The 20,347-nt window shown below is 65.2% G+C and carries 26 protein-coding genes; 1 reads left to right on the top strand and 25 read right to left on the bottom strand.

Features of this window, described 5'->3' with window-relative positions:
- Positions 1-148: 148 nt before the first annotated feature.
- From ccoS to TBD_RS01655, 13 genes are all read right to left on the bottom strand, one after another.
- A complete protein-coding gene (gene ccoS, locus TBD_RS01715) occupies positions 149-334 on the bottom strand; it encodes a cbb3-type cytochrome oxidase assembly protein CcoS (RefSeq protein WP_011310857.1) in 186 nt (61 codons plus the stop codon).
- Positions 331-1,113, bottom strand: a complete 783-nt coding sequence (locus TBD_RS01710; protein ID WP_011310856.1) for a FixH family protein — start codon at positions 1,111-1,113, stop codon at positions 331-333. The genes ccoS and TBD_RS01710 overlap by 4 nt, the downstream gene beginning before the upstream one ends.
- Positions 1,110-2,546, bottom strand: coding sequence for a cytochrome c oxidase accessory protein CcoG (ccoG, locus tag TBD_RS01705; protein WP_011310855.1), 1,437 nt, complete (start codon positions 2,544-2,546; stop codon positions 1,110-1,112). The genes TBD_RS01710 and ccoG overlap by 4 nt, the downstream gene beginning before the upstream one ends.
- Before the next feature lie 73 nt (positions 2,547-2,619).
- Positions 2,620-3,540: a cytochrome-c oxidase, cbb3-type subunit III gene (gene ccoP / locus TBD_RS01700; RefSeq protein ID WP_011310854.1), complete on the bottom strand. Its 921-nt coding sequence runs from the start codon at positions 3,538-3,540 to the stop codon at positions 2,620-2,622.
- Positions 3,537-3,722 carry a cbb3-type cytochrome oxidase subunit 3 gene (locus tag TBD_RS01695; protein ID WP_011310853.1) on the bottom strand — a complete coding sequence of 62 codons (186 nt, stop codon included), beginning with the start codon at positions 3,720-3,722 and terminating at the stop codon, positions 3,537-3,539. Before TBD_RS01695 ends, ccoP begins: the two co-directional genes overlap by 4 nt.
- 23 nt (positions 3,723-3,745) lie before the next feature.
- A complete protein-coding gene (gene ccoO, locus TBD_RS01690) occupies positions 3,746-4,492 on the bottom strand; it encodes a cytochrome-c oxidase, cbb3-type subunit II (RefSeq protein ID WP_011310852.1) in 747 nt (248 codons plus the stop codon).
- Between the two features lie 17 nt (positions 4,493-4,509).
- Entirely contained in the window at positions 4,510-5,964 is a 1,455-nt protein-coding gene (gene ccoN, locus TBD_RS01685; RefSeq protein WP_011310851.1) for a cytochrome-c oxidase, cbb3-type subunit I, read from the bottom strand.
- Positions 5,965-6,091: 127 nt separating this feature from the next.
- Positions 6,092-6,685, bottom strand: coding sequence for an SCO family protein (locus TBD_RS01680; RefSeq protein ID WP_011310850.1), 594 nt, complete (start codon positions 6,683-6,685; stop codon positions 6,092-6,094).
- Positions 6,682-7,146: an RrF2 family transcriptional regulator gene (locus TBD_RS01675; RefSeq protein ID WP_011310849.1), complete on the bottom strand. Its 465-nt coding sequence runs from the start codon at positions 7,144-7,146 to the stop codon at positions 6,682-6,684. Before TBD_RS01675 ends, TBD_RS01680 begins: the two co-directional genes overlap by 4 nt.
- Before the next feature lie 84 nt (positions 7,147-7,230).
- A complete protein-coding gene (gene cyoE, locus TBD_RS01670; RefSeq protein ID WP_011310848.1) occupies positions 7,231-8,127 on the bottom strand; it encodes a heme o synthase in 897 nt (298 codons plus the stop codon).
- A 1-nt stretch (position 8,128) separates the two neighbouring features.
- The gene (locus tag TBD_RS01665; protein WP_011310847.1) at positions 8,129-9,112 is read right to left on the bottom strand and encodes a COX15/CtaA family protein; all 984 of its coding nucleotides are present in this window, start codon (positions 9,110-9,112) and stop codon (positions 8,129-8,131) included.
- Between the two features lie 8 nt (positions 9,113-9,120).
- Positions 9,121-9,684 (bottom strand): SCO family protein, encoded by a 564-nt coding sequence (locus tag TBD_RS01660; RefSeq protein ID WP_041432858.1) that lies wholly within the window; start codon positions 9,682-9,684, stop codon positions 9,121-9,123.
- A gap of 28 nt (positions 9,685-9,712) precedes the next feature.
- Positions 9,713-10,390 (bottom strand): SURF1 family protein, encoded by a 678-nt coding sequence (locus tag TBD_RS01655; RefSeq protein WP_238376477.1) that lies wholly within the window; start codon positions 10,388-10,390, stop codon positions 9,713-9,715.
- Between the two features lie 108 nt (positions 10,391-10,498).
- Between TBD_RS01655 and TBD_RS01650 the strand changes: the two genes are divergently transcribed.
- Positions 10,499-10,699 (top strand): twin transmembrane helix small protein, encoded by a 201-nt coding sequence (locus tag TBD_RS01650; protein ID WP_041432202.1) that lies wholly within the window; start codon positions 10,499-10,501, stop codon positions 10,697-10,699.
- Positions 10,700-10,727: 28 nt separating this feature from the next.
- Here TBD_RS01650 and TBD_RS01645 read toward each other — a convergent pair whose 3' ends face one another.
- The 12 genes from TBD_RS01645 to bioB form a co-directional block, all read right to left on the bottom strand.
- The gene (locus TBD_RS01645) at positions 10,728-11,594 is read right to left on the bottom strand and encodes a cytochrome c oxidase subunit 3 (RefSeq protein ID WP_011310843.1); all 867 of its coding nucleotides are present in this window, start codon (positions 11,592-11,594) and stop codon (positions 10,728-10,730) included.
- Between the two features lie 30 nt (positions 11,595-11,624).
- A complete protein-coding gene (locus TBD_RS01640; protein ID WP_011310842.1) occupies positions 11,625-11,822 on the bottom strand; it encodes a DUF2970 domain-containing protein in 198 nt (65 codons plus the stop codon).
- A complete protein-coding gene (locus TBD_RS01635) occupies positions 11,815-12,363 on the bottom strand; it encodes a cytochrome c oxidase assembly protein (protein ID WP_011310841.1) in 549 nt (182 codons plus the stop codon). Before TBD_RS01635 ends, TBD_RS01640 begins: the two co-directional genes overlap by 8 nt.
- 3 nt (positions 12,364-12,366) lie before the next feature.
- Complete coding sequence (locus TBD_RS15200) at positions 12,367-12,489, bottom strand: hypothetical protein (RefSeq protein ID WP_011310840.1); 123 nt, start codon at positions 12,487-12,489, stop codon at positions 12,367-12,369.
- A complete protein-coding gene (ctaD, locus tag TBD_RS01630; RefSeq protein ID WP_011310839.1) occupies positions 12,486-14,066 on the bottom strand; it encodes a cytochrome c oxidase subunit I in 1,581 nt (526 codons plus the stop codon). The genes TBD_RS15200 and ctaD overlap by 4 nt, the downstream gene beginning before the upstream one ends.
- Positions 14,067-14,087: 21 nt before the next feature.
- Positions 14,088-15,236 carry a cytochrome c oxidase subunit II gene (coxB, locus tag TBD_RS01625; protein WP_011310838.1) on the bottom strand — a complete coding sequence of 383 codons (1,149 nt, stop codon included), beginning with the start codon at positions 15,234-15,236 and terminating at the stop codon, positions 14,088-14,090.
- Positions 15,237-15,293: 57 nt separating this feature from the next.
- Entirely contained in the window at positions 15,294-15,779 is a 486-nt protein-coding gene (locus tag TBD_RS01620; protein ID WP_011310837.1) for a DUF2244 domain-containing protein, read from the bottom strand.
- Between the two features lie 117 nt (positions 15,780-15,896).
- Positions 15,897-16,580 carry a dethiobiotin synthase gene (gene bioD / locus TBD_RS01615; protein WP_011310836.1) on the bottom strand — a complete coding sequence of 228 codons (684 nt, stop codon included), beginning with the start codon at positions 16,578-16,580 and terminating at the stop codon, positions 15,897-15,899.
- Complete coding sequence (bioC, locus tag TBD_RS01610) at positions 16,577-17,497, bottom strand: malonyl-ACP O-methyltransferase BioC (RefSeq protein WP_011310835.1); 921 nt, start codon at positions 17,495-17,497, stop codon at positions 16,577-16,579. Before bioC ends, bioD begins: the two co-directional genes overlap by 4 nt.
- Positions 17,494-18,237 carry a pimeloyl-ACP methyl ester esterase BioH gene (gene bioH, locus TBD_RS01605; protein WP_011310834.1) on the bottom strand — a complete coding sequence of 248 codons (744 nt, stop codon included), beginning with the start codon at positions 18,235-18,237 and terminating at the stop codon, positions 17,494-17,496. Before bioH ends, bioC begins: the two co-directional genes overlap by 4 nt.
- Positions 18,224-19,384, bottom strand: coding sequence for an 8-amino-7-oxononanoate synthase (bioF, locus tag TBD_RS01600; protein ID WP_011310833.1), 1,161 nt, complete (start codon positions 19,382-19,384; stop codon positions 18,224-18,226). The genes bioH and bioF overlap by 14 nt, the downstream gene beginning before the upstream one ends.
- Positions 19,381-20,334: a biotin synthase BioB gene (gene bioB / locus TBD_RS01595; protein ID WP_011310832.1), complete on the bottom strand. Its 954-nt coding sequence runs from the start codon at positions 20,332-20,334 to the stop codon at positions 19,381-19,383. The genes bioF and bioB overlap by 4 nt, the downstream gene beginning before the upstream one ends.
- Between the last annotated feature and the right edge of the window lie 13 nt (positions 20,335-20,347).

The following is a 20,347-nucleotide window of genomic DNA, read 5'->3' as shown; positions in this document are numbered from 1 at the left end:
GCGCGTTCAGAAGAACGATGCGATCACCACCGAGAGGATGCTGATCCACGACCAGACGATCAGGGCGACCACGACCACCATCGGAAAACCTTGAAAGGTCAGAAGCTGTTTCATTGCGTGTACTCCGTCGAAGTTGGTGAATTTTAAATCAGTCGTCCTTGTCGCTCAAGCGGCGGCCGGGCAGCAAGGGATCGTCGTCGTCCATGAGGATGCGTTCGGCCGGACCTTCGAGGTCATCGAACTGGCCGCTTTTGATCGACCAGAACACGCCGACGATGATCAGCAGGACGAAGACGCCCGAAAGCAGGAAAAGAAAGCCGAGCACGCCGCTCATGGCACGGTGATCTCCTGCGTGGTGCGGAAACGCACCTCGTCCTCTTGCAGGAGCCGGAGCTCGACGAACCAGCGCCCGCCGGCGGGCAATACGAGCGCACCGATGTAGACGCCTGGCTCGGCCGACGCAAGGGGCAGCGAGGCCGTCGGCCCGGTGGCCCCGGGACGCAGGAGGCGCAGTTCGGCGACGAGCCGCTCGACCGCAAGTCCCGTGCGGTCCCGCACGCGTACCTCGACGGGCCGCGTGCGGCCGTCGCCGTCGAGCCCGTTCACCGTGATCTGCCACCCGAGTTGCGACGCGCGATGCTGTTCGCTGAGTTCCGACGAAATGCCCTTCGCCGCCCCCTGCCCGTGGGGGACGACCCCGGAAAAACCGCTATACACGGACTTGCTGTCGCCCTTCCCGCCCAACCACCAGCGCGCGACCGGTTCCGGCAGCCCCTTGGTCGCGATATATAGCAAGGTGGCATTGATGACGACCAGCCCGAGGAAGAAGGCCGTGAGCAACTTCGGCGCCCAATGCATGCGCCCGGCGCCGCGGCGCCGGAACTGCGTCAGGGCGAAAAGCACCAGTGCGGCTGCGAGGAACACCGAGATGTGGATCGCGACGACGTCGAGCCCCGGCCATTTGCCGATCGTCAGGGCGAAATAGGCGATCAGGGGGACGAGACCCGCGAGTGCGGCACGCAGCGCGAGCGGCAGGCCGCGAATCAGGCCGCCCAGGGCGAACAGCACGAAGACCGCGGCGAGGCCGCCGAAAAGGGTCGTGAGCGTGCTCATCCGCGTGGCCTCGGGCTGTCGAAACGCACGCTCTCGGTCCGCGCCTCACCCGGCTTGCCCCGCGGCGCGATGACGAGTTCGAAGTTCTGGGTCCTCGCGGCGGCCTCGGGCGACAGCCGGACGCTCGCCTGGACGACTCCGCTGTGGCCAGGCTTCACGGTGATCTCGCGGAAGTTGCCGAGGTCGAGCGCCCCGCTCGGGATGCCGCGTGCGCTGATCGCATAGGTCTCGTCCTGCCCCGACTTGTTGGTGATGCGGATCTGGTAACGGTTGCGGATGTCGCCGTTCGAGAGCACGACGTAGAGCGGCTGGCGGATCTGGTTGACGGCGCGATCGAAGCTGCCGCGCGTGCTGATGCTGTAGACGAGATACGCACTCATCAGCACGAGGGCGAGCCCGTAGCCGATCGTCTTCAAACGCTTCCAGTCCGCCTTCGGCTTCGTCGGCGTGGCGGCGGCGAGGTTCTTCTCCGAGTCGTAGCGGATCAGGCCGCGCGGAAAACTGAAGGAGTCCATGATCGTGTTGCACGCGTCGATGCACAGGCCGCAGGAGATGCACTTGTATTGCAGGCCGTCGCGGATATCGATGCCAACCGGGCAGACTTGTACGCAGAGTCCGCAGTCGACGCAGTCGCCCACGCCCTTTTCATGGCGCTCGGCAAGCGTGCGCTGTCCCGCGCGCGCGGGGGCGCGGCCGCGCGTGCCCTCGCCCCGCCTCGCGTCGTAATGCACGGCAAGCGTTTCGGCTTCGTACATCACGCTCTGGAAGCGGCCGTAGGGGCAGACGTAGGTGCAGATCTGCTCGCGCATGAGGCCCGCCGCGGCGTAAGTCGACAGGGTCAGGATGGTGACCGTGATGTAGGCCGCCGGTGCGGCGGCGCCGGCGAAGAAATCCACCACGAGCTGCGGCGCGTACGCGAAGTAGGCGACGAAGGTGATGCCGGTCCAAAAGGCGGCCAGCAGCCATAACGCGTGCGTCCCTCCGACCTTCAGCAGCTTTTCGCGATCCCAGGGCTGGCGATAGAGGCGCACCCGTGCCGGGCGCTCGCCCTGGATCTTGTGCTCGATCCAGATGAAGAAATCGGTCCACAGGGTCTGAAAGCAGAAGTAGCCGCAGAACGCGCGACCGAAGAGCCCGGTCACGAAAAACAGCAAGATAGCCGCGATGAACAGCAGCAGCGCCAGCCAGACCACGTCCTGCGGATAGACGGTCAGCCCGAAGATCAGGAAACGCCGTCCGGGAAGATCGAACAGCACGGCCTGCGCCGGCGCATCGAGCCGCGACCACGGCAGCCACGGCAGCAGGAAGTACACGGCGTAGGCGAGCACCAGCACCGAGGTCTTGAAGCGCCGGAAAGGCCCCTTCACGGAACGCGTGAAGATCGGGATCCGCTTCTGGTAGAGACCGACCTGTTCTTCTAGACCTTTTTGCATGGCGTATGCGATTCGCTGCTCTGGAAACAAAAGCCCCCGAGATCGGGGGCTTTGGTCGTCATCGGCCTGAGTCTTACTGACCTCCGCCCAACTCGTGTACGTAGACCGTCAGGACCTTGATCTGTTCGGGCGTCAGACGGTCGCCCCAGGCCGGCATCACGCCCTTGTTGACGCCGTTGGCGATGACGCTGCGGATCGCCCCAACCTTGGCCGCGGCCCCGGTGCCGGCCGGCGCATCGACCCACAGCCAGATATTGTCGGTCAGGTTCGGTGCACCGATTTCGGTCCGCCCCTTGGCGTCGGTCCCGTGGCAGAAATAACAGGCGGCGGCCTCACCCTGGAACAGCGCTCGCCCTGCGGTCGCCTTCGCCCCGTCGTGCTCGGTGCCGGACAGGCTCGCGACGAAATGGGCCAGTTGGTCGATCTGTTCACCCGACAGGACCTCGTTGAAGGTGGGCATGTAGCCGCGCCGACCGCCGGTGATGGTCTGGTGGATCTTGTCGAACGAGCCGCCGTAGAGCCAGTCGTCGTCGGCGAGGTTGGGGAAGAATCCGGGCACGCCCTGCCCGCCCGCCTGGTGGCAGGGCGCGCAGTTGTCGGCGAACAAGGCCTTGCCTGCGGACAGGATGAACCCGTTCATTTCCGGATCCTTGGCGATCTGCGCGTACGACATCGCCGAAACCTTGTCGAAGTAGGGCTTCTGCTCGGCGGCAGCCTGGTTCAGATCCTCGAGCAGCAGCGCGCGGGTGTTCCAGCTGTGCGTCTTGGTCTCGCCGGCACTATTGACGTAGCTGATCTGCGACGCGCCGCCGATCCAGTCCTTGCCCACAGGCCACGACGGATAAATGATCCAGTAAACGATGGCGAAGATCACCGTCGCGTAGAAGGTGTAGACCCACCACACCGGCAGCGGGTTGTTGTATTCCTGCAGGTCGCCGTCCCAGGCGTGACCAGTCGTTTGTACGGTTTGGGATTGTAGTTTCTGCTCGCTCATTGCTTGTCCTTCGGCCCTTCCTGATCGTCGAGGAACGGTATGTCGCGGTACGACTCGAGCCGCTTGCTCCGCTTCCGGCTACCGTAGACGTAAATCAGAATGCCGATAAAGGTGACGAAAAAGATGATCAAGGCCAGGGGCTTGGTGTTCTCGGCTTTCGAAAACCACATCAACCATTCCATATCCGAAGCCCCGGCCGCGCCGCTCAGCGGGCGTCGACGAACGCGTCGTCGGTATGCTTGCTGAAATCGACCATGGTGCCAAGGACCTGCAGATAGGCGACCAGCGCGTCCATTTCAGAGACCCCCGAACGGTCGCCGTCGTAGTTGCCGAAGTTCGCTTGCGCAACGAGATTCTTCTGCGCGTCCGGGATGTGCAACTGCTTGGCGACGGTCTCGCCGAACTTGCCGACGTTCGTGTCGTACTCGGCCTGGCTCAGCGAATAGGGAACGCCGACCTTGCGCAAAGCCTTCATGCGATCGGCCGTGTCCGAGATGTCGAGCGGCGTGGAAAGCAGCCACGGATAGTTCGGCATCACCGACTCGGGGACCATCGAGCGCGGCGCGACGAGGTGCTGCACGTGCCATTCGTTCGAGTACTTGCCGCCGACGCGGGCGAGGTCCGGACCGGTGCGCTTCGACCCCCACTGAAACGGGTGGTCGTATTGCGATTCGGCCGCCAGCGAGTAATGGCCGTAGCGCAGCTTCTCGTCGCGGAACGGGCGGATCATCTGCGAGTGGCAGGTGTAGCAGCCTTCGCGCTGGTAGATGTCGCGGCCGCGCTGCTCGAGCGGCGTGTAGGGCCGCACGCCGTCGACCTTCTCGATCGTCTTGTCGATGAAGAACAGCGGTGCGATCTCGACGAGGCCGCCGACGCTGATCGCGAGCATGGTCAACACGGCCATCAGGCCAATGTTGGTTTCAACCCATTCGTGCTTGAAATTGAAATTCATTGTCTATCTTTCCAGAATCATGCGTGAGCCATCTTGGCTGCGAGCTTGGCCTCCAGCGCCGCGCTTTCGCGCTTGCCCTGACGAATGGTCATGAACATGTTGAAGGCCATGATCGCGGCGCCGCTGAGGAAGAACATCCCGCCGATCGCGCGCATCGCGTAGAAAGGCATCATCGCGGCAACCGACTCGGCAAACGAGTATTGGAGGTTGCCGAACTCGTCGAACGCACGCCACATCAGACCCTGGGTGATGCCCGAGATCCACATCGCGACGATGTACAGGACGATGCCGATGGTCGCGAGCCAGAAGTGCCATTCGACCAGCTTGCGGCTGTACATCTTGGTGTCCCACAGCTTGGGCATCATGTGGTACAGCGAGCCGAACGAGATCATGGCGACCCAGCCGAGCGCGCCCGAGTGCACGTGGCCGACGGTCCAGTCGGTGTAATGCGAGAGGGCGTTGACTTCCTTGAGCGACATCATCGGGCCTTCGAAGGTCGACATGCCGTAGAACGACAGTGCGACGATCATGAAGCGCATGACCGGATCGGTACGCAGTTTGTCCCAGGCACCCGACAGCGTCATGATGCCGTTGATCATGCCGCCCCAGGAGGGCATCAAGAGCAGGATCGAGAACGCGGCGGCGAGTGAGGAGGTCCAGTCAGGCAGCGCGGTCCAGTGCAGGTGGTGACCACCGACCCACATATACATGAAGGAAAGCGCCCAGAAGTGCACGATCGACAGCCGGTAGGAGTAGATCGGGCGGCCGGCCTGCTTGGGCACGAAGTAGTACATCATGCCGAGGAAGGCGGCGGTCAGGAAGAAGCCGACCGCGTTGTGGCCGTACCACCACTGGGTCATCGCGTCCTGGGTGCCGGAGAACAGGCTGTACGACTTCATCGAGAACAGGTCGATCGGCATCGCCAGGTTATTGAAGGTGTGCAGCAGCGCCGTCGCCAGAATGAACGACAGGTAGAACCAGTTGGCGACGTAGATGTGCGGCTGCTTGCGGCGCATGATGGTGCCGACGAACACGATCAGATAGGTGACCCAGACGACCTCGACCAGCAGGTCGATCGGCCATTCCATCTCGGCGTATTCACGGCCCTGCGAGTAGCCCATGACGTAGGAAAGCGCCGCGAGGACGATGACGGTCTGCCACCCCCAGAACGTGAAGCTCGCCATGCCGTCGGAAATCAGGCGGGTCTGGCAGGTACGCTGCACCACGTAATAAGAGGTAGCGAACAGCGCCGAGCCGCCGAAGCCGAAGATCACCGCGCTCGTGTGCACGGGCCGGAAACGGCCGAACGAAAAATAGGGACTATCGAAATTCAGAAACGGCCAAGCGAGTTCGGAGGCGATGTAGACGCCGACGAACATGCCCACCACCGCCCAGACGAGCGACATGACGGCAAATTTCTTAACGATATCAAAGTTGTACTGCTCTGCTCCGGAATATGTGCTTACCGACATCGACCGCTCTCCAATTGACCCGAAACGACGCCGGCCGACTCCACGGCGTCCTTTAACAGCATATGCTTATATTAAAACCGAAGGATTATATGATAGACGAGACCGGCGCGACAAGCGCCCGCCTCCTTCAGGACGTGCTGAGAAGCGTTTTCAGGTCCTGGGCGATCGCGTCTGGGCTGCTGCCGTAGGGGACGAGCAGCCTGAGCTTGCCTGCCGGATCATAGACGTAGGTGCCGGCACTGTGATCGATCAGATAGTCGTCGGCCGCCTTCTCCGCCGTCTTCTGATAGACGATCTTGTATTCCTTCGCCAGGCGCTCGAGCGTGGGGCCGTCGGCGTACATACCGAGGAAGCTCGGATGGAAAGCCGGCACGAACTGCTTGAGCAGATCCGGCGTATCGCGCAGGGGATCGACCGTCACGAAGATGACCTGCACGCGCTCCGCCTGCGGGCCGAGCTGCGACAACGCCGCGGCAAAATCCGAGAGCGTCGTCGGGCAGACGTCCGGACAATGCGTGTAGCCGAAGAAGACCGCGACGGCCTTCCCGCGAAAATCGCCGAGGCTGCGCACCTGCCCGTTGTGGTCAGTCAGCGTGAAATCGCGCGCGAACTCGGCGCCGGTGATATCGGTCGCCTGAAACGCGGGCGCCTGCGGCTTCGGCTGGCAACCGGCGACGACCACGACCGCCGCCACGAGGGCGTAGCGCAGCCAGTGCGTCACGCCTTGACCTGTTCGAACAGCAGGCCGGGAACGTCGGCGAGGCGGTATTTCCCGGACTCGACGGCTTTCGCCAGCTTGTCGAGCGTCGTCTCGTGCAGCAGGTCGATGATCTTCTTCTTCACCGGAACCCAGCGGAAATGCAGCGGACACGCGGTCTCGTCGCTGCATTTTTTCAGGCCGAGCAGGCAACTCTGCGTGAACGCAGGGCCTTCCGTCAGCAGGAAAATTTGCATGAGCGTGATCTTTTCGCCCCCTTCGCGCAGGCAGAAGCCGCCCAGACGGCCGCGGAAGGAAAACAGCAGATTACCCTTGGCGAGGCTCTGCAGGATCTTGGCGAGGTAGGGGGCGGGCACACCCAGTTTGGCGGCGATATCCTTGTTCAGCACCGGCGTCGCGTCGGGCTGGGTCGCCATGTAAATCAGCGCCTGCACCGCGTACTGGCTCGTTCGCGAGAGGATCATACGTGCCCCAACGATCAATTGAAGAAGCACAATATAAAACAATCTTGTCCGAATATCCAGAGATTGCTTAAATCCTCATAAAAATCATACCGGTATCGGGAAATAGTGGTCGAGCAACATGATCGCGAACAAGGCGGCAAGATACCAGATCGAATACCGGAAGGTCCGGCGCGCCAGCGCGTCACTGTATTCGCGGTGGAGCGCCCAGCCGTACTGGATGAAACGCGCTCCCAGCAGGACCGCGCCGACGAGGTAGAGGGCGCCGGCCATCCCGGTGCCGACCGGCAGCAGACTCACGGCGAGCAGCAGCAGCGTGTAGAGCAGGACATGCAGGCGCGTATAGGCCTCGCCGTGCGTGACCGGGAGCATCGGCAGTCCGGCCCTCGCGTATTCCTCGCGCCGATACAGCGCCAGCGCCCAGAAATGCGGCGGCGTCCAGGCGAAGATGATGAGAAAGAGCAGCAAGGCGTCGTGGTGAATCTCCCCGGTCGCCGCAGCCCAGCCGAGCACCGGCGGCATCGCGCCCGAGGCGCCTCCGATGACGATGTTCTGCGGCGTCGCGGGCTTGAGAAGAACCGTATAGATCACCGCGTAGCCGACGAAGGTCGCGAGCGTCAGCCACATCGTGAGCGGATTGACGACGGTATGGAGCAGAAGCAGACCGCTTCCGCCGAGCACGCCGGCGAACACGAGCGTCTGTGTGCCGGTCAGTTCGCCTCGCGGCAACGGGCGCGCGCGGGTGCGCGCCATGACGGCGTCGATTTTCTGCTCGATCAGGCAGTTGAACGCGGCCGCGGCGCTCGCGACGAGCCCGATTCCGAGAGTCCCGGCCCAGATCGTGGTCCAACTCGGCCAGGCCGGCACCGCCAGAAACATCCCGATCACGGCCGTGAACACGATCAGGCTCACCACACGCAGCTTGCACAGGGCGAGGAACTGCTGGCAGCGACACGCGGCGCCCTGGATCATCAAGGACTCCATGTCATTTCCCCCTCAAGCGATAATTCAACAACACAACGGCTGCAAGCAGCAGCGCTGCGCCCGTGTTATGGGCGACCGCGAGGCCCAGCGGCAGACTCAGCAACACATTGCTGATTCCGAGCGTCACCTGGAGTGCGAGGAGCGCAGCGAGCGCGATCCCGAGCCCGGCGTAGCCCGGCGTGCGCAGCAGCCGCGAGATCAGCCATGCGAGGTAGAGCGCGACGATCAGTGCCATGACGCGATGGGTCCAGTGGATCGCGGTCAGCGCCGCGAGCGGGAGCAATTCTCCGGAAGCGGTTTCACCGAGTTCGCGCTGCAGCGTGAAGCCATGCGCGAAGTCCATCGCTGGCGCCCACGCTCCCTGGCAGAGCGGGAAATCGGTGCACGCGAGGGCTGCGTAATTACTGCTGACCCAGCCGCCGAGCGCGATCTGGATCGTGACCAGCGCCAGCGCGAGAACCGCGCTCCCACGCAAGCGATCGACGCGTGCGGAATCGCCGGCGCTCGCGTCGCCGCGCTCGCGCAGCCATAGCCACAGCAGCAGCGACAGGGTCGCCATGCCGCCCAGCAGATGCGCGGTCACGACCAGGGGCTTGAGCAACTGCGTGACCGTCCACATCCCGAGCAGCGCCTGGAACACGATCAGCCCGAGCAGCAGCAGGGGCAGCGCCGGTCCTCCGCGCGTATCGCGACGCCTGCGCCACGCGAGGACTGCCAGACCGAGCACCAGCATGCCGAGGGTGCCGGCAAAATAGCGGTGCACCATCTCTTTCCAGGCTTTCAGGTGTGTGACCGGGCCGTCCGGTTGTGCGGCGATCGCCGCGTCGATCGCCTCGGCCGCGTGATGCGGCGTCAGCTTGCCGTAACAGCCGGGCCAGTCGGGGCAGCCGAGCCCGGCGTCCGACAGGCGCACGAAAGCGCCGAGGCTGACGACGCCGAGGGTCAGTATCAGCGCGAGCAGGGCGAGGTTGCGATAGGCGGACATGTGCGCGCTCAACCGATTTGCGAAGCTTTGAGCAACAACCTGAGATCCTTCATGACTTCCTTGGGGGCGGGTTGCACGGGAAAACGCATCATGAGGTTGCCGAGCGGGTCGACGAGATAGATGTGCGCGGAGCGGGGAACGGTCGCCGGGAACTGCGCGACGAACGCCACGCTGTCCGGCCGCCAGACGTGAAGACCGGGGTGCTCCTGCAGCAGCGCGGGCGAGAGCGCGCCGCCATCGGTCACCACCCAGAGCCGTTCGATGCGCGATTGTTCCTTGCCCTGCGCGATACGTATCTGGCGCATCAGGTAAAGCTGCTGCTGGCACGCGGCGTCGCAGCGGCTGGGGCCGACGTGAACCATCAGCCATTTGCCGCGCAGCGATGTCAGGTCGAACGCCCCGCCCTCGCCGGAAACGCCTCCCGTGTGCTGCAACGGTGTGACGGGCAAGAGATCGCCGTAATTGCTGTGCGCCGTCGGCCGCAGGCCGAAATAGGCGAGATAAGCGAGCAGCACCGGCACGACGAATATGCCGATCAGGAACAGCAGTTTGGCGCGGGGGGTCGGTTGCATGGTCATGCGTTTTGCGATGGTCACGTACTCAGTCGCCGCGCGCGGGGCGACGCTTGACATTCATCACGACCCACAGCACGGCGACCGTCGTCGCCAGACTGTACCACTGGAAGGCGTAGCCGACGTGCATGTCGACGCCCGCGTCGGGCCGCGGCCACGCGCGGTAAAGACCGTCGTCGAGTTCCGTCGTCTGCAACAGCAGGATAGGCTGCAGGCGCAGGCCGCTTTGCCGGGCATAGCGCTCGAAATCGAGGTTCTGCCAGACCCGGCCCTCGGTGGTGGCCTTGCCGAGTTCGACGTAGCGGGTCTCGGGGTCGACCGCGATCCCTTGCAGTTTCACCGGGCCGGCGGGCGTGGGGGGCTGCGGGACCTCTGCGCGCGACCGGCCGGCCGGGAGCCAGCCGCGATTGACGAGGACACCAGGTGAACCGGCTCCCGGCAGCAGGGGCGTCAGCACGTGATAGCCCGCGACGCCCTGCGCGATCCGGTTGTCGAGCAGTATCGTCCGTGCCGCGTCGAAGACGCCTTCAACCTCGATTTTGCGATAGCGCACGCTGTCTGAGGTGACCGTTGCGGCGCCGAGCCGCAGCGGCGCCTCGGCAAGAGCCGCGTCGTAACGCGCCTGCAGCGCACGCTTGGTTTCAGCGCGCCCGCTCTGCCAGTTGCCGAGCCAGAGCGTCAAGGCGAAAAAAAACAGAGCCGCCACCGTCGGCCACCGGCCGGGCGTGAACTGCCATCTGCCCATCCCTAAACTCGACAAGTAGGCATGCTCCACAATCCGGCTAGACTTCGATTTTCCCGTGCGGATCCCACCATGCGCGTCCTTGCCCTACTCCTGATCGTTCTCATTCTGGCCAGCCTCGCGAGCGCCCTCTACTACCTCGTCAAGGACAAAGGCAAGTCGGACCGCACGGTCAAGATGCTCACCGTGCGCATCGCGCTCTCGTTCATTCTTTTCGCCCTGCTCATGCTGGGCCACTACCTGGGCCTCATACCGGAAAACGGGCTGCGCTGACCGTGGCGGAACAGCGCCGCGCCGCGCACTAGATCAGCCAGTACACCAGAATGAACAGCAGCACCCACACGACGTCGACGAAGTGCCAATACCAGGACACGGCCTCGAACGCGAAATGGTGTTCGGCGGTGAAGTGGCCAGCGATCGAACGCAACAGCATCACGATCAGCATCGTCGTCCCGACCAGCACGTGAAATCCGTGGAAGCCCGTGAGCATGAAGAAGGTCGCGCCGTAAACGCCGGCCCCCAGCGTCAGGCCCAGCTCGGTATAGGCGTGGTGGTACTCGTACACCTGCAACGCGAGGAACGTGGCGCCGAGCGCAACCGTCATCGCGAGGCCGAGGATGAGTTGGGTGCGATTGCCCTTCTTCAGGCCCCAGTGCGCCCAGGTCACCGTCACGCCGGAGCTCAGTAGCAGCAGCGTATTGATCGCGGGAATCCCCCATGCGCCCATGGGCGTGAAGGCGAATCCGTCCTGGGCAAGCCCGGGCCCGGCGGTCGGCCAGGTCGCCTCGAAGCCCTTCCATAGCAAGCTGCCGGTCTCGGCGTCGGCGAGCCACGGCACCGAGAGCACACGGGTATAGAACAGCGCACCGAAAAAGGCCGCGAAGAACATCACTTCGGAAAAAATGAACCAGCTCATCGACCAGCGGTAGGAGGAATCGACCTGCCTGTTGTAGCGTCCCGCCTCGCTGTCGCGAATCACCTCGCCGAACCAGCCGAACATCATGTAGAACAGGACGGCGAGCCCGGCGAGCAGCACCCATCCGCCGTTGTCGATTTCGCGCATCGTCATCGTGCCGCCGACCGCCATCAACAGCAGCGCGACCGAGCCGACGAACGGCCAGATCGAAGGCTGCGGCAGATAATACTTGTCAGTTTGTGCCAGACTCATCTCATCCCCTCTTCTCGTCTTGTGGTTGGTTCACGTCACGAACTGCATCACCGCATACACCAGCAGCAACAAGGACAGCACGAACACCGCGGCGCCTATCAGCCCGGCGATCACGACCTGGGCCGGCGTCAGGTTCTGCGCGTCGGTGTCGTAGTCCCGGCGCTTGCGCACACCGAAGAAACTCCAGAACACGGCGAGCGCGGCCTTGAGGTTGCCGCGCTCAGGCACGCCCCGGGTTCCCGCGCGCGGCCTGCGCGTCCTTCTCGGACTCGAAAAACGTGTACGACAAGGTCACGGTATGCACCTCGGGGTCCATCGTCGGGTCGAGGACGAACATCACCGGCATCCGCCGTGTTTCTCCGGCGGCGAGTGTCTGCGGCGTGAAACAGAAACACTCGATCTTTCTGAAGAAATTCGCCGCGCGCGCGGGGCCGTAGCTCGGCACCGCGTGGCCGACGATCGCACGCGTGCTCGTGTTGACGACTTCGTACTCGATCTGCACGAGCTGACCGGGGTGAACGCGGACGCGACGCTCGGTGGCAGCGAAACGCCACGGCAATGCGCCGTTGGTGTTCGCGTCGAGTTCGACCGTCACCCAGCGACTCGTGTCGATCTGCGTGTTCTTCGCCAGGCTCTGCTCGCCCCCGGCGTTGATCCCGGTCGCCTCGCAGATCTTGTAATAAAACGGCACTAGCGCGAAGCCGAAGCCGAACATCACGACCGCGACGACGACGAGCTTGGTCAGCATGCGCCCGTTGCCGCGAACCATGGCCTATTTGAGCCCCGTATAAAGCGTGAAAACAAACAGGCCGAGCGCGAAGGCCGCGAGCAGCAAGGCCGTGCGGAGCTTGCCCTTGCGCCGGTCGTCGGCCATTCCCGTGAGCTCCGCGCTCATTTGACCACCGGCGCAGTGACGAAGGTGTGATACGGCGCCGGCGACGGCACCGTCCACTCGAGGCCTTCCGCGCCCTCCCACACCTGGGCCGGGGCTTTCACGCCGCCGCGGATCGCCTTGAGGACCACGACCAGGAAGATGAGCTGGCTGAATCCGAACATGAAGGCACCGACCGTCGCGATCTGGTTGAACTCGGTGAACTGCAGCGAGTAGTCGGGAATGCGCCGCGGCATGCCAGCGAGCCCGAGGAAATGCATCGGGAAGAACACGATGTTCATGCCGATCACCGACAGCCAGAAGTGCCATTTGCCGAGCCGCTCGTCGTACATGTGGCCGGTCCATTTCGGCAGCCAGTAGTAGATGCCGGCGAAGATCGAGAATAGCGCGCCGGAGACGAGCACGTAGTGGAAGTGCGCGACCACGTAATAGGTGTCGTGCAACTGGATGTCGACCGGCGCAATCGCGAGCACGAGGCCCGAGAAGCCACCGATCGTGAACAGGCAGACGAAGGCGATCGCGAACAGCATCGGCGTCTCGAAAGTCAGCGAGCCCTTCCACATCGTCGCGGTCCAGTTGAAGACCTTCACTCCCGTCGGCACCGCGATCAGCATGGTTGAGAGCATGAAGAACAACTGCGCGGCGACCGGCATGCCGACCGTGAACATGTGGTGGGCCCAGACGATGAACGACAGGATCGCGATCGAGGCGGTCGCGTACACCATCGAGGCGTAGCCGAACAGCGGCTTGCGCGAGAAGGTCGGAATCACCTGCGAGACGATGCCGAATGCGGGCAGGATCAGGATGTAGACCTCGGGATGCGCGAAGAACCAGAAGATATGCTGGAACATGACCGGGTCGCCGCCACCGGCCGCGTTGAAGAAGTGCGTACCGAAATTGCGGTCGGTCAGCAGCATCGTCACCGCCCCCGCGAGCACCGGCATGGTCGCGATGAGCAGGTAGGCGGTGATCAGCCAGGTCCACACGAACAGCGGCATCTTCATCAGCGTGAGGCCCGGCGCACGCATGTTGAGGATGGTCGTGATAATGTTGATCGAGCCCATGATCGACGACAGGCCCATGATGTGCACGGCGAGGATCGTGAGATCGTAGGAGATGCCGCCCTGGATGTAGAGCGGCGGATACATCGTCCAGCCACCCGCGACTGCACCGCCCGGCAGCACGAAGGAACTCAAGAGCAGGATCGCCGCGACCGGCAGGATCCAGAACGCCCAGTTGTTCATGCGCGGGAAGGCCATGTCCGGGGCGCCGAGCATCAGCGGCACCTGCCAGTTCGCGAAGCCCGAGAAGGCCGGCATGATCACGCCGAAGATCATGATCAGCCCGTGCATCGTCGTGAGCTGATTGAAGAAATCCGGCTGCGTAAGCTGCAGACCCGGCTGGAACAGCTCGGCGCGTATCATGAGCGCCATGCTCCCGGCGGAGAACAGCATGATCAGCGAGAACCACAGATAGAGGGTCCCGATGTCCTTGTGGTTGGTGGTCGTCAGCCAGCGCATGATCCCGCTCGGGTGCGCGTGGTGTCCGTGGTCTTCGTGGGCGTGGACTGCGTCAGACATTCTCGGCTCTCCCCTGGATGGTCACTGTGCGGCGGACGCGGCGGCGACCTTGGCCCCGCCCCGTGCGCTCGCGATGTCGGCCGGCTGCACCCGATCGCCGGTCTTGTTGTCCCACGCGTTGCGCTGGTAGGTGACGACGGCCGCGATGTCGGCGTCGGACAGCTGCTTCGCAAAAGCGGCCATGGCCGTGCCCGGTCTTCCATTCAGCACGAGCGCAATGTGGTCGGCGATGGGGCCGGTGGCGACTTTCGAGCCGCTGATCGCGGGAAACGAACCCGCGAGCCCCTTGCCGTCGGCCTGGTGACAGGCGGCGCAGTTGCTTTCGTAGACCTTCTGGCCGCGCTCGACCAGTTCGGCGACGCTGAACTCACGCGTGTTGTCGGCCTCGGCGCGCTTCGCGGCGCTCTTCTTGCCGGCGACCCAGGCCTCGTAGTCGGCCTGCGACACGACCTCGACGACGATCGGCATGAAACCGTGGTCCTTGCCGCAGAGCTCGACGCACTGCCCGCGATACGTTCCGACCGCGTCGGCCTTGAACCAGATGTCGCGGATGAACCCCGGAATCGCGTCCTGCTTGGCGCCCAGCGCGGGCACCCACCACGCGTGCAACACGTCGTTGGCGGTGATCAGCATGCGCACGCGCTTGCCGACCGGCACCACGACGGGCTCGTCGACTTCGAGCAGATAGTTTTCGCCCTTGGGCGCGGCGCCGGTGATTTGGGCCCGCGGCGTGGCGAGGGTGCTGTAGAAACTGATGTCCTCGTTGAGGTAGTCGTAGCCCCACTTCCACTGGTAACCGGTGACCTTGATTGTGAGGTCGGGGTTCGACGTGTCCTTCATGTCGATCACGACCTTGGCCGCCGGATAGGCCATACCCATCAGGATGATGAACGGGATCACGGTCCAGATGATTTCGACCGTGGTGTTCTCGTGAAAATGCGCGGCGGGATGGCCGGCCGATTTGCGATGCTTGATCAGGGCGTAGAACATCGCGCCGAACACGACGACGAAGATTCCCGCGCACACCAGCATGATCAGGTTGTGCAGCTGGAAGACGTCATGGGCCACCTGACTGGCCGGCTGCTGCAGGTTATAACCGTACTCCGCCAGCGCAGGCTGCGTCAGCAGCCCCACAGCGGTCCCGCTTGTCCATCGCCACGTGCTTTTCATCGCGTCCCCATCCTCTTCACATTGTTATGGGTAGTCGTTGCGGGCGCCGTTGCCAACCTATGCCTGCAACTTGCTGCGTAACGTCGCGGCCAGCCGGAGCCGGGCTTCGTCACTCAGATACTGTCCGACCAATGTTTCGCGCCCGTAACAGCAGACGCCAACACGGCAATTCCGCCCGGGGGCCGCGCAGGTGCAGCGCACCCGCGTCCACTGCCGATTCAGCTCGCGCCGGCCTTCGCGTTTGCGGCTGCGCCATTCCAGCACGACCCTGTCGCCGTCGATCGTCAGGCGCTCGTAATCGTCCTTGCGCTCGCGCAGCGCTCTGAACGCCCATGCGAGCACGCCCACTTGCAATCCCGCGTAGAGCAGGATGATCCAGTAGCCCGCGAGGGCAAAGGCGATCGCCGCCGCACCGCACGGGGCCGCGAGGCTCCACAGGGCGAGCTGTTCCTGGGCCGAGGTCAGCGAACAGTTGGGACGCGATCGAAACACGAAGGCGCCCGCCGCCTCGCCTACACAGTCTTCCGGATCCACCTGTTTCATGTCAGGTACCTGGGAAGCCGGGTGCGGCATTTTGTCGCGAACAGTAACACGGTGCCGCGACCGCGAACAAGTCTCAAATACGATTTAAGTCGTTGATTTAATTATAATTATTAAAGACTATTCTAAGATACTGATAGTCGGGGGCGTCAGCCATTGCGGCACGCCCTGGTCTGCTGTCGGCACCGTGAGAAACGGCTGGACGCCGAGGAAGGGACCCGGCAGGCGCGCCTGCAAGGCAGCGACATTCTGCGCCTCGTAGGGCATCGCCGGTTTGATTCGATTCGCGATCCACCCGGTCCAGGGCACCCCGGCCGACACGATCGACGCCGCGCTCAGCACGGCGTGGTTGACGCAGCCGAGGCGCAGGCCGACGACCAGCACGGCAGCCAGACCGAGCTTTTGGGCAAGCGTCGCCATGTCCTCGCTGGCGTTGAGTGGCACGCGCCAGCCCCCGGCCCCCTCGACGACGACGACGTCGGCGGCCGCGGCGAGCCTGCCGTAGGCGGCGGCGATCACGTCGAGGTCGATCGTCACACCGGCGAGCTCGGCCGCGATGTGCGGCGCGATCGCCGGCTCGAAGCTGTAGGGGTTGACGTCGCGCAGCTCGGCCGCGACGTTGGCAGCCTGCAGCAGCGCGCTCACATCCTCGTTCAACGCGCCCGGCGCGCAGCCCGCGGCCACCGGCTTCATCGCCGCGACGTTCAGTCCTTGCGCGCGCAGCGCGTGAATCAGGGCAACCGCCACGCGGGTCTTGCCGACGCCGGTGTCGGTCCCTGTGACGAACAGGCCGCGCGCGCTCATGCGCGACCGCGCTTGCGCAGGCGCTCGCCGATCGCGAACTGGATGACCTGGCGCCCGTCCTCGAGGTGGGTCTTGTCGCCGGCCCACGCGTGGCCGTAGACAACCTCGAAGGTCGCCGGCAGGCGGCCCTCGCTGCGCGTCGCTTCGTAGGCCTGCTCGAGCCGCGCCCAGGCCGACTTGCCGAGCAGGCCGCGGCGCCGGGCCGCCGCCGCGTTGTGGGCGCCGATGCCTTTGAGGTCCCGCATCAACGCCTTGAGGTCGCCGTAGGTCAGCGTCAGCATTTCCATTTCCATCACGGGATTGGCGAAGCCGGCGTCGATCAGCATGTCGCCGATGTCGTGGAGGTCGACGAAGGCATTGACGTGGGGCGCGTCGTCGATTGCGGAAAACGCCGCGCGCAACTCCTTCAGCGTGTCCGGCCCGAAGGTCGCGAACATCAGCAAGCCGCCGGGCGCGAGGACGCGGTGGAAGCCACGGAAGCTTGCCGTCAGATCCTGCGCCCATTGCAGCGCAAGGCTCGACCAGACAAGGTTGCAGCTGTTGGCCGCGAGCGGCAGCCGCCCCATGTCCGCGCAGATCAGCTCGACCGGGCGCGGCGCCGCGGAGCCGAGGCGCCCGAGCGCGCGCTGCGTCCAGGTCGGGCGCGGAAAGCGGCTGCGCGTCGCGGCGAGCATCGCGGGTGCGATGTCGAGCGCGCACAGCTCGGCCTCGGGGTAGCGCGCCCTCAGGTGCGCGGTCCCGTAGCCGGTCCCGCTGCCGACGTCGAGCACCCGCGCGGGCTGGATCGTCGTGTAATCGAGCCTTTCGAGCAGGCGGTCGCAGACTTCGCGCTGCAGCACGGCATGCGCGTCGTAGGCGGCGGCCGCGTGGTCGAAGGCGCGGCGGACCTCGGCGTAATCAAGCTCGGCTTCGGTCATAGGCAAAACCGTTCGATCTCGCGCGCGACATCGTCGGGATGCGACAGATGCGGCGCGTGCGCAGCCCGCTCGAGTTCGACGTGGCGCGCTGCGCGCAGATTAGCCGCAAGCCAGGCCCCCGCGGCGGCGGGCGTCAGCGTGTCGAGCGCGCCGTGCAGCACCAGCGTCGGATGGGTCAGCCGCAACACGTCGCCGCGCAAGTCGGTATCGCGGAGGATCGCGAGCCCCGCCGCCAGTGCGACCCGGTCGGGCTCGGGCGCCTCGCGGAGCGCCTGCCGCAAATGCTGCAGGAGCGCCTTCTGCCCCGGCGTGCCGCGGGTCTGCAGACTGAGGAACCGCTGCAGCGTTGTGGCCGGGTCCGCGAGGAGCGCCTCCCCGAAGGCGGCGAGATCGGCGGCGTCCATCGCGCTCGCCCAGTCCGCGCGCTGGACGAACCGCGGCGTCGTTGCGACGAGGATCAGGCGCGCGACCTTCCTCGGGTGATCGAGCGCGGCGCGCAACGCGACCTGGCCGCCGAGCGACCAGCCGAGCAGGTTGGCGTCGTCGGGCAGTGCATCGGCAAGCGCGTCGGCCCAGGCCTCGAGCGTGTTGACCGCTTGCGCGTCGCGTCCGCCATGGCCCGGCAGGTCGAACCCGCGCACGTCGAAGCGGTCATCGAGGCGGTCGGCGAGCGCATCGAAGACGCGGGCGTTCATGCCCCAGCCATGCACCAGCACGAGAACCGGCTTAGGCGAGCTCATGAACGGTCTCGACGAGTCGGGCGACGTCGGCGTCGCTGTGCGCGGCGGACAGCGTGATGCGCAGCCGCGCGGTATTCGCCGGCACGGTCGGCGTGCGGATCGCCGGCACGAGGATTCCGCGTTGCAACAAGGCCTGCGACAACGTGAGGGCGTCGGCGTTGGCGCCGACGATGAGCGGCTGAATCGGCGTGAAGGAGTCGGCGAGCACCGCGTTCTTCAGTCCCCCGAGTCCGCTGCGCAACCGAGCGACGTGGCGTTGCAGGCGGCCTCGGCGCGCGGCTCCGGCGGCGATCTGGCGCAGGCTTTCGCGCAGCGCCGCGGCGAGCAGCGGCGGCGCTGCGGTCGTATAGATGTACGGGCGCGCCGTCTGGATCAGCCACTCGATGACCCTGCCGTCCGCCGCGACGCTCGCGCCCGCGACGCCCGCGGCCTTGCCGAGCGTCGCCAGATAGATCACGCGCGTACTCGCCCGCGCCCGCTCGCTGAGCCCGCCACGACCGCCGTTCAACACGCCGAAGCCGTGCGCGTCGTCGAGGTAGAGCCAGGCATCGTAGCGCTCGGCGAGATCGAGCAAGGCGTCGACGGGCGCGACGTCGCCGTCCATGCTGAACACGAGGTCGGACACGATCATGCGGTCGCGTGCCGTGCTCGCGGCGAGGCGGCTTTCGAGTTGCGCGAGGTCGCCGTGTCGATAGCGGCTGAAACGCGCGCCCGAGAGCTTGGCCGCGTCGACCAGCGAGGCGTGGTTGAGTTTGTCGGCGAAGACTTCGCCGCGGCGGGAAATGAGCGCCGTGACCACCGCGAGGTTGGCGAGATAGCCGGTCGAAAACAGCAGGGCCGCGGGCTTGCCGACCCACTGCGCGAAGTCCGTCTCGAACTCGAGATGCAGGCGATGATGGCCGCTGATCAGATGCGCCGCGCCGGCGCCGACCCCACACCCGTCGAGCGCCGCGTGGGCGGCGGCGACGAGCGCCGGATCGTTGGCGAGTCCGAGGTAGTCGTTGCTGCAGAACGAGACGACGCGGCGGCCGTCGATCGTGACGTGCGCGCCCTGCGCACCGTCGAGCAGCGGTCGCCGCCGCGCGAGATGATCGGCCTTCAGCGCCGCCAGCCCGTGTTCCAGGCGGGTCAGCGCGCCGTCGGTCACAACGCCGTCACGCCCAGGCTGTCGAACAGACGCTGATCGCGCTCCCACTCGGGGTTGCCCGTGGTCAGGAGCTTTTCGCCGTAGAAGATCGAATTGGCGCCGGCGAGGAAACACAGGGCCTGCACCGCGTCGCTCATCTGCTGCCGACCCGCCGACAGCCGGACGAAGCTCTTCGGCATGCAAAGCCGGGTCACGGCGATGGTACGCACGAATTCGAGCGGCTCCAGCGCCTCGGTCTCCGCGAGCGGCGTGCCCTCGACGCGGACCAGCAGGTTGATCGGCACCGACTCGGGCTGCGGATCGAGCGCGGCCAGTTGCGCGATGAGGCCCGCGCGCTGGGTGCGGGACTCGCCCATGCCGACGATGCCGCCGCAGCACACGTGCAGGTCGGCGCGACGCACGCGCTCGAGCGTGTCGAGGCGGTCCTGGTAGTCGCGGGTGGTGATGATCTCGCCGTAGAACTCGGGTGCGGTGTCGAGGTTGTGGTTGTAGTAGTCGAGTCCGGCCTCCTTGAGCTGCTCGGCCTGCCCGTCCTTGAGCATGCCGAGCGTGGCGCAGGTCTCGAGCCCGAGCGCCTTGACCTCGCGCACCATCGCGAGCACCGGTTCCAGTTCACGCTGCTTCGGACCGCGCCATGCGGCGCCCATGCAGAAGCGCGAGGCCCCGGCGTCCTTCGCCGCGCGGGCGGCCTTGAGCACGTCGCCGAGGTCGAGCAGCCCCTGGCTTTCGACGCCGGCGTCGTAGTGGACCGACTGCGGGCAATAGCCGCAGTCCTCGGAGCAGCCCCCGGTCTTGATCGACAGCAGCGTGGAAAGCTGGATGCGATTTGGGTCGAAGTGTGCACGGTGCACGCCCTGCGCCTGATACATCAGGTCGGCGAAGGGCAGGGCAAACAACGCTTCGATCTCGGAGACCGAGCGGCGCGGAACGGGGGGAGTCATGTCATTCATCGTGTTGCCTAGT

This window comes from Thiobacillus denitrificans ATCC 25259 (genome assembly GCF_000012745.1).
In the GTDB taxonomy this organism is placed as follows: Bacteria; Pseudomonadota; Gammaproteobacteria; order Burkholderiales; family Thiobacillaceae; genus Thiobacillus; species Thiobacillus denitrificans_B.
The sequence above is the reverse complement of the archived record's forward strand: the minus strand, read 5'-3'. Positions and strand labels throughout refer to the sequence as shown.